General features: G+C 64.1%; 13 protein-coding genes. 11 read left to right on the top strand and 2 right to left on the bottom strand.

Features of this window, described 5'->3' with window-relative positions:
• Positions 1-175 precede the first annotated feature (175 nt).
• The 11 genes from M5C71_RS31225 (at position 176) to M5C71_RS31175 (ending at position 12,946) form a co-directional block, all read left to right on the top strand.
• Positions 176-1,252, top strand: a complete 1,077-nt coding sequence (locus M5C71_RS31225) for a putative 2-aminoethylphosphonate ABC transporter ATP-binding protein (protein WP_152736781.1) — start codon at positions 176-178, stop codon at positions 1,250-1,252.
• Position 1,253: 1 nt separating this feature from the next.
• Positions 1,254-2,978: a putative 2-aminoethylphosphonate ABC transporter permease subunit gene (locus M5C71_RS31220; protein WP_248769529.1), complete on the top strand. Its 1,725-nt coding sequence runs from the start codon at positions 1,254-1,256 to the stop codon at positions 2,976-2,978.
• 53 nt (positions 2,979-3,031) lie between these two features.
• Positions 3,032-4,054, top strand: coding sequence for a putative 2-aminoethylphosphonate ABC transporter substrate-binding protein (locus M5C71_RS31215; protein WP_103494480.1), 1,023 nt, complete (start codon positions 3,032-3,034; stop codon positions 4,052-4,054).
• Between the two features lie 148 nt (positions 4,055-4,202).
• Entirely contained in the window at positions 4,203-5,339 is a 1,137-nt protein-coding gene (locus tag M5C71_RS31210; RefSeq protein WP_103494479.1) for a TIGR03364 family FAD-dependent oxidoreductase, read from the top strand.
• Positions 5,336-5,899, top strand: a complete 564-nt coding sequence (locus M5C71_RS31205; protein ID WP_103494478.1) for a phosphonate degradation HD-domain oxygenase — start codon at positions 5,336-5,338, stop codon at positions 5,897-5,899. Before M5C71_RS31210 ends, M5C71_RS31205 begins: the two co-directional genes overlap by 4 nt.
• Positions 5,900-6,110: 211 nt before the next feature.
• The gene (locus tag M5C71_RS31200; RefSeq protein WP_177100966.1) at positions 6,111-6,263 is read left to right on the top strand and encodes a hypothetical protein; all 153 of its coding nucleotides are present in this window, start codon (positions 6,111-6,113) and stop codon (positions 6,261-6,263) included.
• 194 nt (positions 6,264-6,457) lie between these two features.
• Complete coding sequence (locus M5C71_RS31195; protein WP_248769528.1) at positions 6,458-7,738, top strand: HlyD family efflux transporter periplasmic adaptor subunit; 1,281 nt, start codon at positions 6,458-6,460, stop codon at positions 7,736-7,738.
• Complete coding sequence (locus M5C71_RS31190; RefSeq protein ID WP_248769527.1) at positions 7,735-9,900, top strand: peptidase domain-containing ABC transporter; 2,166 nt, start codon at positions 7,735-7,737, stop codon at positions 9,898-9,900. The genes M5C71_RS31195 and M5C71_RS31190 overlap by 4 nt, the downstream gene beginning before the upstream one ends.
• A complete protein-coding gene (locus M5C71_RS31185; RefSeq protein WP_248769526.1) occupies positions 9,897-10,907 on the top strand; it encodes a hypothetical protein in 1,011 nt (336 codons plus the stop codon). Before M5C71_RS31190 ends, M5C71_RS31185 begins: the two co-directional genes overlap by 4 nt.
• Positions 10,904-12,292, top strand: a complete 1,389-nt coding sequence (locus M5C71_RS31180) for an efflux transporter outer membrane subunit (protein ID WP_248769525.1) — start codon at positions 10,904-10,906, stop codon at positions 12,290-12,292. The genes M5C71_RS31185 and M5C71_RS31180 overlap by 4 nt, the downstream gene beginning before the upstream one ends.
• 117 nt (positions 12,293-12,409) lie before the next feature.
• Positions 12,410-12,946 carry a hypothetical protein gene (locus M5C71_RS31175; RefSeq protein ID WP_177100974.1) on the top strand — a complete coding sequence of 179 codons (537 nt, stop codon included), beginning with the start codon at positions 12,410-12,412 and terminating at the stop codon, positions 12,944-12,946.
• A gap of 10 nt (positions 12,947-12,956) precedes the next feature.
• On the opposite strand, the gene M5C71_RS31170 is transcribed toward M5C71_RS31175, so the two are convergent.
• A complete protein-coding gene (locus tag M5C71_RS31170; RefSeq protein ID WP_248769524.1) occupies positions 12,957-14,330 on the bottom strand; it encodes a DUF3482 domain-containing protein in 1,374 nt (457 codons plus the stop codon).
• Positions 14,323-15,702: a DUF2868 domain-containing protein gene (locus M5C71_RS31165; RefSeq protein ID WP_248769523.1), complete on the bottom strand. Its 1,380-nt coding sequence runs from the start codon at positions 15,700-15,702 to the stop codon at positions 14,323-14,325. Before M5C71_RS31165 ends, M5C71_RS31170 begins: the two co-directional genes overlap by 8 nt.
• Between the last annotated feature and the right edge of the window lie 65 nt (positions 15,703-15,767).

Genomic DNA, 15,767 nt, shown 5'->3' with positions numbered 1-15,767 from the left:
TGTGTATGACACCGGACTGTAGGAGCAGGGCTTGCCCGCGAAGGCGTCAGTCCAGACAACCCATACCTCAAACCCAAATCTACCAATACCACTATCGGCAACTTTGGCCTCATTGCCACATAGCCTACGCATTCCCTCCCTAGCATGACCCTCATCCGCTAGATGAGGTCCGTCCATGAACAACTCGATCGCCAACGCCCTGGCCAACCCCGGCGCCCCGATGAAGGTCCGTGGGGTGCGCAAGCGCTTCGGCGCCTTCACCGCGCTGGACAACGTCTCCCTGGACGTGGCCGCCGGCGAGTTGGTCTGTCTACTTGGCCCGTCCGGCTGCGGCAAGACCACCTTGCTGCGTTGCATCGCCGGCCTTGAACGTCAGGACGACGGCGAGCTGTTCCTCGGCGAACGCAATGTCTCCGATCTGCCACCCCAAGCCCGCGACTACGGCATCCTGTTCCAGTCCTACGCGCTGTTCCCGAATCTGACGGTCGAGGCGAATATCGCCTACGGCCTGGCCGGCAGCGGTCGCGAGGTCACCCGCAAGCGTGTCGGTCAGATGCTGGAACTGGTCGGCCTGCTCGGCAGCGAAAAGAAATACCCCGGGCAACTCTCCGGCGGCCAGCAACAGCGTGTGGCCCTGGCCCGCGCCCTGGCCCCGGCGCCCTCGTTGTTGCTGCTGGATGAGCCGATGTCGGCCCTCGACGCCCGGGTCCGCGAGCATCTGTGCACCGAGCTGCGCCAGCTGCAACGCAACCTCGGCGTGACCACCCTGATGGTCACCCACAACCAGGACGAGGCCATGCTGATGGCCGACCGCATCGCCGTGATGAACAACGGCAAGGTCGAGCAGTACGCCACGCCCCAGGAAATCTACGACAGGCCGGCCACGCCGTTCGTCGCCGAATTTGTCGGCCAGGGCAACTGGCTGCCGTTCCAGCGCAGCAGCGACAGCCATGCGCGGGTCGGTGGCATGGATGTGCGCCTGGCTGATGGCACCGCACGGGCGGCTTCCGGTCGGCTGTTCTGCCGCCCCGAGGCGATCAACGTCAACCCGCCGGTGCATGAGGAAAACCTGTTTCCGGCCCGGGTTCGCGAGATCACCTTCCTCGGCAATCGCTGCCGCATGAGCTTCGAACTCAACCAGTTGCCCGGTCATGCGCTGTTGGCCGAAATCGGTCCGCAGGACATGCCACGCCTCGGTGCGCCGGATATCTGGGTGGCATTGCCGCCGCGCAGCCTCCAGGTGTTTGCCTGAGATGGCCGCTGAAATCAGCCTGGCCCTGTCCCGGCAGTCGAGCGTGAAGACTGCCCGGGTCGGCCTCGGCGACCGTCTGTTCGTGGTCGGCGGCAAGCTGCTCTGGCTCTGTCTGCTGGGCGTGGCGGTGCTGCTGCCATTGCTGGCGATCTTCTGGCGCGGTTTCAGCAGTGAAGCCGGGCAGGGCGGTGGCTGGATCGCGGCAAAGGAACTGGTGAACAGCGACAATTTCCACTGGCTGCTGGGCAATAGCCTGAAGGTTTCCCTCAGTGTGGCGGCCATCGTCGTACCCCTGGCCTATCTGTTTGCCTACGCCCTGCAACGGACCCTGATTCCCGGCAAATCCCTGTGGCGCGCCCTGTCCCTGTTGCCGCTGATGGCCCCGTCGATGCTGCCGGGTATCGCCCTGGTCTACCTGTTCGGTAACCAGGGCCTGCTGCGTGGCCTGCTGTCGGAAAATATCTACGGTTTCTGGGGCATGGTCCTGGGCGAAGTCATCTACACCTTTCCCCATGCCCTGATGATCCTGATCTCGGCCTTGTCCCTGGCCGATGCGCGGTTGTTCGACGCCGCGTCGAGCATGGGCGCCAGTCCCTGGAAGGCGTTTCACAGCATCACCTGGCCGGCCAGCCGCCAGGCGGTATTCGCCGCCTTTTGCCTGGTATTCACCCTGACCATCACCGACTTCGGCGTGCCGGTGGTGGTGGGCGGCGACTATCAGGTGCTGGCGCTGGAAGCCTACAAGGCGGTGGTCGGCCAGCAGCAATTCGGGCGTGGCGCCTTGATCGGCATGATCCTGCTGTTGCCGGCGCTGTTCAGTTTTGCCGTCGATGCCTGGCTGCGCCGCCGTCATGGCGAGGCCATGAGCGGGCGGGCCCAGGTATTCAAACCGGCACCGTCACGCCGCCGCGACGCCTGCTACCTGGCGATCGTGCTGTTGATCTGCGCGGCCCTGCTGCTGGTATTCGGCATGGCGGTGTACTCGTCGCTGGTGAAGTTCTGGCCGTACAACCTGTCGCTGTCGTTCAGTCACTACGCCTTCAATGCGACCACCGGCAGCGGTTGGCTGGCCTACCGCAACAGCCTGACCCTGGCCCTGAGCACGGCGCTGATCGGCAGCGGGCTGATTTTCACTGGGGCCTACCTGATGGAGAAAACCCGCAGCCAACGCGGCCTGAACCTGGCCTTGCGCATCCTCGGTTTCGTGCCGATGGCGGTCCCGGGTTTGGTCCTGGGCCTGGGCTACGTGTTCTTCTTCAACCTCAACGGCAACCCGCTGAATGTGTTCTACGGGACCATGACCCTGCTGGTGGTCTGCACCATCGCCCATTACCTGACCACCGCGCAGATGACCGCCACCACCGCGTTGCGCCAGCTCGACAACGAGTTCGAAGCCGCCGCCCTGTCGCTCAAGGCGCCGCTCTACCGGCACTACCTGCGGGTCACGTTGCCGATCTGTCTGCCGGCGTTGCTCGACATCGTGCGTTACCTGTTCGTCTCGGCGATGACCACGGTGTCGGCGGCGATCTTTCTCTACAGCCCCGACACCATCCTCGCGGCGGTGGCGGTGCTGAACATGGACGACGCCGGCAATGTCGGCGGTGCCGCCGCCATGTCGAGCCTGATCCTGTTTACCTCGGTGGCCGTCTCGCTGCTGCTGGCCTGGGCGTCGCGCGGCGTGTTGCGCCGCTCCCAGGCCTGGCGGCAGACCGAGCCCGGGCATTGATCCCGCCACAACCCATTTGCCCAACCCAACCACACTCATCAAGGAACCGCACCATGTTCAAGCCCCTGGCTCTTGCCGCTGCTGTCCTCACTGCTTTCAGCCTGAATGCCTTTGCCGCGAAAACCGAACTGACCGTGTACACGGCCCTTGAGTCCGAGCAGTTGACCGCCTACAAAAAAGCTTTCGAAGGGGCCAACCCGGACGTGGAAATCAAGTGGGTGCGCGATTCCACCGGCATCATCACCGCCAAGCTGCTGGCCGAGAAGGCGCGGCCGCAGGCTGACGTGGTCTGGGGCCTGGCGGCTTCCAGCCTGGCGATCCTCGATCAGCAGGGCATGCTGCAAAGCTACGCACCCAAGGACCTGGGCAAGATCGGCAACCACTATCGCGATGCGGCGAACCCGCCGTCCTGGGTTGGCATGGATGTCTGGGCGGCGACCATCTGCTTCAACACCGTCGAAGCTGAGAAGCAGCATTTGACCAAACCGGTGAGCTGGCAGGACCTGACCAAGCCCGAGTACAAGGGCAAGATCGTGATGCCGAACCCGGCCTCGTCCGGTACCGGCTTCCTGGATGTCAGCGCCTGGTTGCAGACCTTCGGCCAGGAGCAGGGCTGGAAGTATATGGATGAGCTGCACCAGAACATCGGCCAGTACGTTCACTCCGGTTCCAAGCCGTGCAAGCTGGCGGCGTCGGGTGAATTCCCGATCGGTATTTCCTTCGAATACCCGGCGGTGCAGCTGAAGCGTCAGGGCGCGCCACTGGACATCATCCTGCCGAAGGAAGGCCTGGGTTGGGAGATCGAGGCGACTGCGGTGATGAAGGGCACCCCCCATGAAGAGGCGGCGAAGAAGCTGGCGGATTTCTCGGCCAGCCCTGCGGCCATGGAGCTGTACAAGGAAAACTTCGCCGTGCTGGCACAGCCAGGTATTGCCAAGCCGCAGACCGAGTTGCCGGCGGACTACGAGCAGCGCCTGATCAAGAACGACTTTGCCTGGGCGTCGAAGAACCGCGACGAAATCCTCACCGAATGGCGCAAGCGTTATGACGGCAAGTCGGAGAAGTTGCCTCAGTAACATCCTTGCTTGACTCGCGGGCTTCTTCGCGGGCAAGCCCTGCTCCTACAAGTCTGTGTCGGACACATCATGTACGTACGACGCGAACCTGTAGGAGCAGGGCTTGCCCGCGAACCGCGCAGCGGCCATTCCCCTCAGGACCCACCTCATGACAAACCACAACGACATCCTTATCGTCGGCGCTGGAATCCTCGGCCTGTCCCACGCCTACGCCGCCGCCCGACGCGGCCTCAAGGTCACGGTCTTCGAGCGCAGCGCCACGCCCCTGGGCGCTTCGGTGCGCAACTTCGGCCAGGCCCTGGTCACCGGCCAGCCGCCGGGCATCATGTCCGAGCTGTCCCGCGCCAGCCGCGATATCTGGGCTCACTGGGCACAACAGGCCGGTTTCGCCCTCAAGCGCAACGGCTCGTACCTGTTCGCCCGTACCGAAGCCGAAGAACATCTGCTGGACGCCTTCTGCGCCGGTCGCGCCCGGGAACAGGGCTACCGCGTTGAACTGCTGCGCGGCGCGGCGCTGAACGATCTCTACGGCGGCCAATTCAGCCATCACCGCGCCGCGCTGCACGGTCTGGACGACCAACAGCTCTATTCCCGCGAAGCGATCCCGACGCTGATCGAGTACCTGCAACGGGACCTGGGCGTGACCTTCCACTTCTCGACCCTGGTCCGCGAAGTCGAGTCCGGCCAGTTGCACAGCACCGCCGGCACCTTCCGTGGGGAACAGATCATCGTCTGTTCCGGCCACGATTATCAGACCCTGCTGGCCGAGCCCATCAGCCAGTTGCAACCGGGCATCTGCCGCCTGCAAATGCTCCGCGCCCGACCCCAGGTCGAGCTGAACCTGCAACACGCGCTGCTCACGGGCCTCAGCTGCGTGCACTACGGCGCCTTTGCCGATCTGCCGGAAGCGGCGGCCGTCCAGGCCGAGATCCTGCGCGATAGCCCGCACCTGCATGAACACGGTATCCACCTGCTGATCAGCCCGACGCCTTATGGCGACCTGATCATCGGCGACTCCCACCACTACGGCAGCGATGCCTCGCCGTTCAATGCCGAACAGGTCGATACCTGGCTGCTGGAACTGGCCGAGCAGACCCTGGGCTGCAAGGTGCAGGTGCTGGAGCGTTGGCAGGGAGTCTACGGCTCCAAGGGGCCGGGACCGTTTTCGTTCCTCCAGGCCGTGCCGGGCGTGAGTGCCGCGCTGATGCACACCGGGGTTGGCATGAGCGTCGGTCCGGCCCTGGCCGAAGGCAATATCGCCCATTTGCTGGGGGAGTCGGCATGAAGCCCGTCGAGCAGGTGCTGGATGAGGTCTTCGGCCTGTACCAGCAGTTCGGCAGCGCCGACTACATCGGTGAGCCGGTGTCCCAGTTGGAGCATATGTCCCAGGCCGCGCAGCTGGCGCTGGCCGAGGGCTTCGACGATGAAGTGGTGCTGGCGACGTTCTTCCACGATATCGGGCATATCTGCCCGTCCGGCGAGCAACCGACGGGGGATATGGGCGGCTATGGCGTGGTCAGTCACGAGCGCCTCGGCGCGGACTATCTGCGTCGGGCGGGCTTCAGCGAACGGCTGGCGCGACTGGTGGAATATCACGTCCAGGCCAAGCGTTTTCTGACATTGCGTGAGCCCGGATACTACGACTGCTTGAGCGAAGCGAGCCGGCGTACCCTGGAGTACCAGGGCGGTGTCATGACGGAAGAAGAGGCTCGGCAGTTCGAGCAGGATCCGCTGTGTGCCGTGAGCCTGCGGATGCGCCATTGGGACGAGCAGGCCAAGCTCAAGGCCGTGCCGGTGATTGATCTGCGGCTGTTGCGCGACAAGGCGGAGAAGTTCCTACGTTGATTCTGGAAAAGTGACCACAGGTCCATGCGGATTTGACGTGGGATGCCAGAGACTATTCGGATATAAATAAATACGACCTTGGCTGAAGATGACTCTCGCAGTTCAAGCACGGCGCGCCGTTGCGGAGCTGTCTGAAAGTTCGATTCGACGGTGCTCTCGCCGCACGACTCGATGTTGTCTTCATCCAATAATAATGCCGAGGTCTACATCTATGCTGGAAGCAACCCAACAAGAAAACACCCTTCAGGAAATGACCCTCGAAGAGACCCAGGACGTTCGTGGTTCCGGGTTCTTCACCGATTTCGGTCCGCTCCTCGACCAAGCGGTCGACTGGATCTCCGAAGGCCTGAAGAAAGCCAGCTGATCCCGCTGCCAGGGCGATAGCTATCGCCCATTGTAGGAGCCGGCTTGCCGGCGATGGCGTCCGGATGGGCAACGCGAGACCTTGCGGTCGCGTCGCCAGCCAGCCGGTTCCTACAGGGTGCGTTGTGTCCTCAGAGCTGTATTCCCTCACTGGCGCGAGCCCTGTCGCGTCGGTTGCCATGCACGAGTTCACCTATGCTTGAGTTGGGCAAGGTCGCGCCGCGAACGGCGCTGGCACCCGTGGTCTTCGCCTGGTTCGTCTGCCTGTTTTTCGCCGGTGGCCTGGTCCTGCTGTTTATCGGCAACTACGCGAAGAAAGAAGATGTCCCGGGCCGGATCCTGACCCGCGATGTGGTGCGCATCACCAGTGAACGCCCCGCCCATATCCGCGAAGTGCTGGTGGAGGCTGGCGACTCGGTGAGCAAGGACCAGCCCCTGGTGCGTATCCGCACCCTGGAGCCGGAAAGCTTCAACGAAGGCAGCGACAAACCCCTTTCCGCCCAAAGCGCCGAGCGCCTGGGCAGTTTGCTGGACGATGCCACGGGCGATGACCGCCAGGCCCGTTCGGCCCATGAAACCCAGAAAAAACTCCTGCAATTGCAGATCGAACAACTGCACAAGGATCTGCAACTCACCGCCACCATCAAGCGCTCGATCCAGCGTCGGGCCGCGATTGCCCAGGAAAATCGCCAGCGTCATGAACGCCTGGCGGCCGAAGGCGCGGTGTCCGTGGCGGCGCTGAACGAGGCGATCGTCAAGCACGAGGCGGTGCTCCAGGACCTGGCCAATAACGACCTGGCCCAGGCCAGCGCGCAGCAACGGATCCTCGAACTGGAGCAGCGCGGCAGCGAAGCCGATCACACTCTCAGCAGCCGCCTCAGCGATCTCGCCCGGCAACGCCATGACTTGCGCGAGCGTTTGGAGAACCTCAACAAGAGCCAGGAATATGTCCTGTTGTCCCCCGTCGAGGGCGTGGTCGATGCTGTCTCGGTGTTCCCCGGCGCCCGTGCCCAGGGCGGCCAGCCGATGATGTTGCTGCGCATCAGCCGGGCGCTGCACGAGGCGCCGGTGGTGGTCCTCGATGTCAGTCCGGCGGCCATCGGTTTTGCCGGCGCCGGTACCGAAGTCATCGTGCGGGTCGATGCGTTTCCCTATGAGCGTTATGGCGTGATCAGGGGGCATATTGTCCGTAGCACCGCCAGTACCTACCTGGAAGCCGCGCCCGGTGCCAGGACCGATGGCGAGGAACCGGGGCCGACTTATCGCGCCGAGGTGAAGCTCGACTTTTCCGACCCACGAACCAAGATCCGCCAGGACTGGCTCAAGGACGGCATGACCCTCAGCGGTTCGTTGCGCCTGGAACGCCTGAACCTGATGGAGTGGTTGTTCCTGCCGGTGCTCCGTGGGCTGGCGGGCAATCCGGATTATCTGCCGACGCTGGGCACCCCGGCGCGGCCTGTGGATAAATCCGCATGAGCCGCCTCAAGCAATCCCTGCGCGAGGCCCTGGCCCGCTCGCGGCAGTTGTTCCAGCGCACGGTCCCGGTGATTCTCCAGGACGAAATGTCCGAATGCGGCATGGCCTCGATTGCCATGGTCGCCGGTTATCACGGCAAGGCCCTGAGCTTGCGCGAGATGCGCCAGCGCTACCGGGTGGCGCGGGACGGCATGTCGCTGTTCCAGGTGATCAAGGTCAGCGAGGAGCTGGGTTTCAGCTGCCGCCCGCTGCGCTTGCAACTGCACGATGTGCGGCAACTGCGCACGCCGTCGATCCTGTTCTGGAACAATATGCACTTCGTCGTGCTGCAATCCACCAATCGCCAAGGACTGCATATCGTCGATCCGGCGGTGGGGCGGCGTTTCTATACCTGGGAAGAAGCGCTGTCGATGTTCAGCGGAGCGGCGTTGGAAATGCTGCCGGGGCTGGGCTTCACCACCCAGGTCCATCGGCGTGTTCCCGGTACCTTCGGCCCGCTCGGCGTGCTGCGCAAGAACACCTGGCTGTTGCGTTACCTGGTGCCCATGGGCCTGCTGTCGGTGGTCGGCTACTTCGGAGCCATTGCCGCGCCCAAGCTGTTTTCCCTGACCATCGATGAAGTGGTGGCGAAGAACGACGAGGATTTCCTGTTTCTGATCCTCTATGTCTTTGGCGGGATCTTTCTGTTCAAGAGCCTCGCCGCCTGGCTGCGGGCGGTCCTCGATATGCGCCTGCGCGTTGCCCTGAGCCAGGACCTGTCCACCGGGGTGATCGCCTGGCTGCTGCGCTTGCCGGTGAGTTATTTCGAGCGCCGCGCCCCCGGCGATATCCTGCGGCGGACCCAGGCCACCGACAAAGCCTTCGTGCAGTTCACCGCCGGTTGGATGGACATATCCATCGACCTGGCCTTCGGCGTGGCGTTTCTCGCACTGATGGCTTTGATCAACGCCAAGCTGGCGGCCCTGTCGTTGCTGTTGTGCCTGCTGTTCTTTCTGTTTCGCGGCGTGACCCTGCCGGTCATGGAGAAACACCACAAGACCTCGATCGAAGCCGAGACGGCGCGCAACGTGACCCTGCTCGGCACCCTGGGCAATGTCGAGTCGATGAAGCTCTACAACTACGAAGCGGCCAAGCTGGCGAACTGGAGCAACCAGCACACCGACACCGAAATGGCCCGCGCCGGCGTCCAGCGTTTGCAGGCGATGAACCAGGTGGTGCACGAAGGGTTGTCCCATGGCCATTCGCTGCTGGTCAGCGCCCTCGGTGCGCTGGCCGTGCTCCACGGCGAGAACAGCGTCGGCGACCTGTTCGCCTTTGTCCTCTACAAGGACATGTTCATGGGCTGCGCGCTGAAGGTGGTCGACAGCTATATGAACCTGCGGCTGGTGAAGGTCGAGCTCAAGCGGGTCGAGGAAATCGTCGATGAGCCGGTCGAGCAGGTGGAGTCGAGTGTGTACAGCGCCGATCCCCTTGGCCAGCAGCAACCCTTGCGCTCGATCCAGATCGAAGGCGCGCGCTTTCGCTACAGCTCGTTCGACCGGCCGACCTTCGAGGACCTGAGTTTCAACCTGGAAAGCCCGAACCGACGCATCGCGATATTCGGCCCTTCGGGCTGCGGCAAGAGCACCTTCCTGAAAGTGCTCGCCGGGTTCTATGCCCTGGACACCGGGCGCTTCAGGATCAACGGCCAGGCGATGCGGCATTTCGGTTTGCGCCGCTACCGCCAGAGCGTGGCCTATGTCACGGCCCACGACGAGATCATCGCCGGGACGGTGATCGAGAACATCCTGATGGACAGCGACCCGCTGGACGGCACGCGTTTGCAGAGCTGTGTCGAGCAGGCCGGGTTGCTGGAAAGCATCCTGAAACTGAGCAATGGCTTCAATACCTTGCTCGGACCCATGGGCGTGCAATTGTCCTCGGGCCAGAAGCAACGCCTGTTGATCGCCCGGGCACTGTATCGGCGCCCGGAACTGTTGTTGCTCGATGAGCCGACTTCCCATCTGGACCCCAGTGCCCGCGATGTGATTATCGAGACCGTGCGCCGCTTGCCCATGCTGTGTGTGATCGTGACCCACGACAAGGCCGTGGCCCTGGCCTGCGACAGGGTGTTGCTGATGCACCAGGGGTGTTTGCGGCCGTTGAGCGGCGCGGCTCGATGACTCCGTTTCGTCCGGGCTGGCCGATCCGCCGCTGGCTGTGGTGGATGCGCTGCAAGGTCGGGTTGCGGGCGCGCCTGGTGAAAGGACTGGCGCTGATCTTTCGGCTGAAGGTTGCGCACCGTTGCTTGCCGCTGTTGCCGGCCATGCTGCTGCGGCTGCCCTCCGCGTGGCGCGGCCCGGACTACAACGTCTGCCGGCAGAACCTCGAATTGTTTGGACTGGAGCCCCGCGCCTGTCGGCTAGTGGCTTGTCGCTACAGCGCCATCCAGTTGCAGTGCGCGATCTACCAGGTGCTTTACCCTCGCGATTATCCCGAGCGGTTGCGGGCCTGGATTCGGGCAATTGCCTGGAACGATCCGCAGCAACACTGGCCGCGTACGCGGGTGCGCTCGACCATCATCGTGCTGGCGCACACCGGGGAATATTGGATGGCGGTGGCCTGCATGATCGAGCGTTGCCCGGCGCCGAAGCGTTTCATCATTCCGATCTGGAACTTCAACGATCCCCTGACCCGGCGCTCCCTCAAGAGCCTGGAAGCCTTCGGGCATCGTGTGGATATTCTCGACAGCAACGCGCCAAAGACCGCGTTGGCGATTGCCCGGGCGCTGAAGCGCGGCGACCAGGTGATCATCTTTGCCGACCTGCCGGTGAGTTTCGGTGGAGTACGTTCCGGCGAGCCGGTGGACGGCCACCTGTTCGGCCGCGCCGCGCAATTCGTCAAGGGGCCGATGTTCCTGGCGGCGAAAATGAAATGCGACGTGCTGCTGGCAGGGCATCGTGCCGAGCTTGGCGGCTGCGGTGAGCTGCATGTGATTCGGTGGATCACCCGGGCCGCCGCACCGGATATGCAGGCGCAATGGGCGCGGGCGATGGAGTCGTTTATTGCCGAGGCTCCCGAGCACTGGTTCTACTTGTCGCGGTTGGAGGCTTTCTATCAGCGGCAAAAGACTTCGGAGGAGAAGTCCTCGGGACTGCCGGGTCTGCTGCAACGGCGGGGGCTCGGATGATGAGGCGCAGCCCGGGGCTGACGCTGGCTGTCCTGCTATTGGCCGGGTGTTCGTTTATTCCCGATTACCAGCAGCCGTCGCCAACCGTGGTCGAGCACTGGCGAGACGCGAGTCCACAGGGCGATGCCGTGCCGTTACCGGACTGGCACAAGGTCTTTCCCGACCCCGAGCTGCAAAGGCTGATCGAGCTGGCGCGGGTCCATAACCATGATCTGCAGGTGGCCGTCCTGCGCATCGACGAGGCCCGGGCGCTGTATGGGATTTCCACCGCCGATCAATGGCCCAGTGGCGGGATCGACGGTTCGGTGCAACGGCAGAAGATTTCCGCCGCGGACTCGCCCACTGGCAAGGCGGTGATCCGCGAGCAAGGGCAGTTCAGGCTGGGGATCACCGCCTTTGAACTGGATCTCTGGGGCCGCGTCCGGGCGTTGAAAACCGAAGCCGGGCAACGCCTGGTGGCCCGTGAAGAAGATGCCCTGAGTGTGGGGATCAGTCTGGTCGGCGAGGTCGCGACGGCTTACTACGAACACCGTGCCTATCTTGAATTGCACCGGCAGAACCGACAGTTGCTGGAGCGGGCGGGCGAGTCGAAACGGCTGATCGGCCGCCGCCAGGAATTGGGACTGGCGAGCGAACTGGAGTTGCGTCAGGCCGATACGCTGGCGTTGACCCTGGAGGCCGAGATGGCCGACGCGGCGCGTCAACAGGGGCTGGCGCTGAACCGCCTGGAGTTGCTGGTGGGCACGACGCTTGATCCCGCGCGTCTGTCCTCCGGGGAGTGGAGCGAAGGGCCACAGTTACCGGAAATAGCCCCGGGCCTGCCTTCCGAGTTGCTGGTGCGACGCCCGGATATTCGCGCCGCCGAAGCCCGGCTCAAGGCCTTCAACGCCAATATCGGTGCCGCCCGGGCGGCTTTTCTGCCGAGCATTTCCCTGACCGGCTTCTTCGGTGTCAGCAGCCCGCAGTTGAGCGAGCTGTTTTCCGGCGAGGCCAAGGGCTGGTCCTTCACCCCCGCCGTGACCTTGCCGCTGTTCGATATCGGTCGGCGCTTCACGCAGCTCGAGCTGTCGAAGGTGCAGCGTGATATCGCCGTGGTCGAGTATCAGCGTTCAATCCAGCAGGCCTTTCGTGAAGTGGCCGATGCGCTGGCTTCGAACGAGCCGCTCAATCGGCAGCTCAATGCACAGCAACGGCTGGTGCTGAACGAGTCGCGCCGCGTCGAGTTGGCGCAACTGCTCCATCAGGATGGCTTGAACAGCTACCTTGAGGTGCTCGACGCCCAGCGCGGCCTGAGCACGGCGCAACAAGCCCTGATCAGGACCCGTTTGTTGCAGGTGAGCAACCGTATCGCCCTGTACAAGAGCCTGGGCGGTGGGTGGTCCTGAGCGTTGCCGTGCCTCTCAGCACAGGGCGCGGTTTCGTACACAGGCTCAGGAATCCTGGTCTGGTGGCTGAAAGATGCGCTGCACTAGGGTAGTGGCTCACATGGAAAGGAGTTGTTTATGCGTTATTTGAGAATGACCGCCCAGGATCGCAGCGGCAATGGTCGGGCCGATACGGTGTTGCTGCGCTTTTATGAGGAAGTGCCCGGCAAGCCTGACAAGCTGGTGCTCAAGGCGGCGTCGGTCGATATGACCGCCGATGGGGTGACGGACTTGCAGTTCGGTGGTGACGTCAATGGTGATGGCAGGGACAACGCCAAGGACGAAAAGCTGCTCAGGGCCTTTGCCAACCAATTCCTGAAGCTTGGCTGGTTCAATCGAGGGAAAAGCTGGCAGCGCTATATCAAGGTGTTTGCCGAGAACTACCACCACGACAAGTCACCGAATGTGGTGAGGTTGCATCTTCATGAAGGGACGGGGACGCCGAGAAACCAGACCCTGGTCTTCAAGGCCTCGGCCCATGACACCGACAATAATGGGACGCTGGATTCGGTGGTTTATTTCGATGCCGACGGTGAGGGTATTGTCAGCCGGGCCGAAGAGGAGTGGATCAAGTCCATGGGCCGGACCTTTCTGAAGTTCAAGTGGTATAGCTGAACGTCCTGCTTCAGGTCTCAGCCAGACGCTGTAACAGCAAATCGATTTGCTCCTGGCGTTCTGGCTGGTTCAACCGGGCCTGGGGGTTGAGCGACGACCACTGCGGATGTGCCCGGGCCTTGTGCAAGGCCTCGGGCAACTTGCCCTCACGCCAACGGGTATCCACCGGCAGGCTCATCTTGATGCTCTCCATCGCCGCATGCCCACGTGCCTCCAGGGCTTGCAGCAGTTGCCGTTGGCGCAGGGCCAGCAGGCGCAGCACGTTGTCGTCGACGGTCAGTTCCCGTTGGCCCTTGAGTTTGCCCAGCAGGCGGCTGCCATAGCCGCGGACGGTTTGCAGGGCGCCGCCGGCGAGGGCTCCGGCCAGGGCGGCCGCGCCTAGGGTCAGACCTCCCACCAGCAGGTCGATACCAGCACCCGCCGCTGCGCCTGCGGCAATCCCACCACCGACCTTTACACCGAGTTGCTTGAGGGTTTCCGGGTTGAACAGATCGTCACCCCAGCGTCCGTCCAGTAACGGCAGGTCGCCGGCCGCCGCGTCGCCACGGCGGAATCCGTAGAGCTTGAGCAAAGCCTCGACACAACGTTGCTCCCGTTGGCGCACGGCCTGGCGCAGTTCGCCGATGGCTTGGGTTTGCGCGTCGGCGGCGCTGACCACGCTGCGCCGACAGGCCGCACAGTCGATCAGCAGTTCGGCGATCAGTCGGTTGGCGCTCTGCCGCCGCGCCCGCCGCTGGGCCTCCAGGTCGAGGACCAGCCGTTCCAGCTGCGGGCGGGCGCCTTCCAGCAACAGCACCAGGCTTTCATACAGCCGCCGCTCACCGTCTTCCGGCGGGGCCACGCTGTCGAAGCGCACCAAGGCGTGCAGGCCCAGGCGGGCCAGGGCTTCACGCCACTCCGGCTCGCGCTGTTCGGCGCTGCTGACAAAATTGAGCACCGGCAACAGCGGCTTGCCACAACTGGCGAGTACGCTCAGCTCGTCGCGGTATTTGGCCAGCACCGGCTCGCGGGCGTCGATCACATAAAGCCCGGCATCCGAAGCCAGCAATTGGCGCAGCACCTTGGCTTCCTGTTCGAAGCGCTGTCGGGCTTCGCTGCCGTCGAGAAAACGTGCGACCCGGGCCGGGCCGTCGAGACGTTCGCCAGGTCGATCCAGACGTTCGAGGTAGTCGAGCAGGGCGATGGCATCTTCCAGGCCCGGGGTGTCGTAGAGTTCGAGCAGGGCTTCGCCGTCCACCGACAGCCGCGCGCCTTCCACATGCCGGGTAGTGCTGGGGCGGTGGGAGACTTCGCCGAAGCCGACGTCGCGGGTCAGGGTGCGCAACAGTGAGGTCTTGCCGACATTGGTGTGGCCGACCACGGCCAGTTTCAGGGCTTTAGTCATGGCCGGTCTCCAGCCAGTTCAGCGGAGCGCTGTCGGCAAAGGGCAGTTCCAGTTGTTGCAGGGCGTTGTGCCAGTCGCCGAGGCGATCGGCATCCAGGGCCTGGCCGGGCGGCGCCTGCAGCAGCCAGACCCGGGTCGCGCCGGCGCTGCGGGCCAGTTCGGCGATCAGTCCGAGGCTGCCACGGTCCGGCGAGCGCCGTGGGTCACAGGCGATTGCCAGGCGTGCGGGCGGGAAGCGGGTCAGTTGTTCGAGGAGTTTATGCCGAGACTCGCGGCTGTCGAGGATGCCGGCGTCCTTGACGGTTTTCGGCAAGGTCGGGGGCCAGGGGCGCTGGTTGTCCAGCTCGATGGCCACCAGCAAGGCGCCTTCGCTCTCCAGCGCGGAGGTGCCGGTCTCGGCGTTGTGCAGCGCGTCGGGCGCCGCATCGCTGACTCCCAGGCGTTCACTGCTGGGCATCAGCCGTTCGCGCAGTTGCGCGTAGCCGGGCAGGTTGAGGTCCAGGCTCAGGGCGCGGCTGCCACGGCGCCAGCGCCACAGGCAAAACCCGCCCAGCAGCAGGCGCGGTAACACGCCATAGACCACCAGCACTCCCACCAGCCAAGTGGCCCAGGCGTGCCGGGCGTTCTCCAGGTTCAGCGCGGTATTGCCGCTGGCACGGATCATCTCCGGGTCGGGCAGGTTGAAGCCGAGCAAGGCGGGCAGGGCGCCGAGGGCCTGGGTCACCGCGACAAAGGTGTCGCCGCGCAGCAGGGTAGTTTCCCAGACAAAACCGTAGCGCCGGGTCGACATCAACATCAGCAGCAGGACCAGGGCGCTGAGCATGGCCAGCAACCACAGGCCGTGGACCACGCAGCCGATGGCCCAGCGATTGAGGCGTCGGCGCTGGAGCATCAGCAACAGGGCCGGCGCCAATTGCGCGGCCTGGGCATCGCGGGCGAGTTTTTCGCTGAGCCATAGCCAGAGGCGACCAAAGCTGGCCGCGTGTTCACCGGCGAAGACCAGGCCCAGGGCCCAGCTCAGCAGCAACAGCAGGTTCAGGCCGAGCAGGCTGCCGAGGGCCCAGAACACATTGACCGGCGTCTGGCCGTTGCCCAGGGCGGCGAAAGCCATGCCGGCGCCACTGACGATCACCAGCACCGCGAGGACCAGCAGCGCCAATCGCGCGCCTTGCAACCAATGATGCAACGCGTTGAGCAGGCCATCGCGCTCGGCCAGCCAGAGGGCGCGGTTCTGGATGCGGGTCGGCAGGTCGCCCCCCGCGGCGCGGGCGCGGCGATTGGCTTCGAGGTCTTCCAGCGGGCCTGCCTGTTCTTCGCGCAGGCGCACCGTCTCGGTCAGCCAGAGGCGGTGCAGGGGAGTCGGTTCAGTCACGCGGCGTCCTGGGCTCAAGTGAGCTGGAAGCATAACCGCTGTGGCGGGTAGCTGCATCCCGCTGT

Origin of the sequence: Pseudomonas sp. MWU12-2345, from assembly GCF_023242385.1 — a bacterium.
Taxonomy (GTDB): Bacteria; Pseudomonadota; Gammaproteobacteria; order Pseudomonadales; family Pseudomonadaceae; genus Aquipseudomonas; species Aquipseudomonas gingeri_D.
Note: the sequence above shows the minus strand (reverse complement) of the source record. Positions and strands in the feature narration are given on the sequence as shown.

Coding starts and splice junctions, on each gene's coding strand:
- M5C71_RS31185 (WP_248769526.1), top strand. CDS start 9,897: ATGACTCCGTTTCGTCCGGGCTGGCCGATCCGCCGCTGGCTGTGGTGG.
- M5C71_RS31210 (WP_103494479.1), top strand. CDS start 4,203: ATGACAAACCACAACGACATCCTTATCGTCGGCGCTGGAATCCTCGGC.
- M5C71_RS31200 (WP_177100966.1), top strand. CDS start 6,111: ATGCTGGAAGCAACCCAACAAGAAAACACCCTTCAGGAAATGACCCTC.
- M5C71_RS31190 (WP_248769527.1), top strand. CDS start 7,735: ATGAGCCGCCTCAAGCAATCCCTGCGCGAGGCCCTGGCCCGCTCGCGG.
- M5C71_RS31220 (WP_248769529.1), top strand. CDS start 1,254: ATGGCCGCTGAAATCAGCCTGGCCCTGTCCCGGCAGTCGAGCGTGAAG.
- M5C71_RS31195 (WP_248769528.1), top strand. CDS start 6,458: ATGCTTGAGTTGGGCAAGGTCGCGCCGCGAACGGCGCTGGCACCCGTG.
- M5C71_RS31170 (WP_248769524.1), bottom strand. CDS start 14,330: ATGACTAAAGCCCTGAAACTGGCCGTGGTCGGCCACACCAATGTCGGC.
- M5C71_RS31205 (WP_103494478.1), top strand. CDS start 5,336: ATGAAGCCCGTCGAGCAGGTGCTGGATGAGGTCTTCGGCCTGTACCAG.
- M5C71_RS31180 (WP_248769525.1), top strand. CDS start 10,904: ATGATGAGGCGCAGCCCGGGGCTGACGCTGGCTGTCCTGCTATTGGCC.
- M5C71_RS31225 (WP_152736781.1), top strand. CDS start 176: ATGAACAACTCGATCGCCAACGCCCTGGCCAACCCCGGCGCCCCGATG.
- M5C71_RS31215 (WP_103494480.1), top strand. CDS start 3,032: ATGTTCAAGCCCCTGGCTCTTGCCGCTGCTGTCCTCACTGCTTTCAGC.
- M5C71_RS31175 (WP_177100974.1), top strand. CDS start 12,410: ATGCGTTATTTGAGAATGACCGCCCAGGATCGCAGCGGCAATGGTCGG.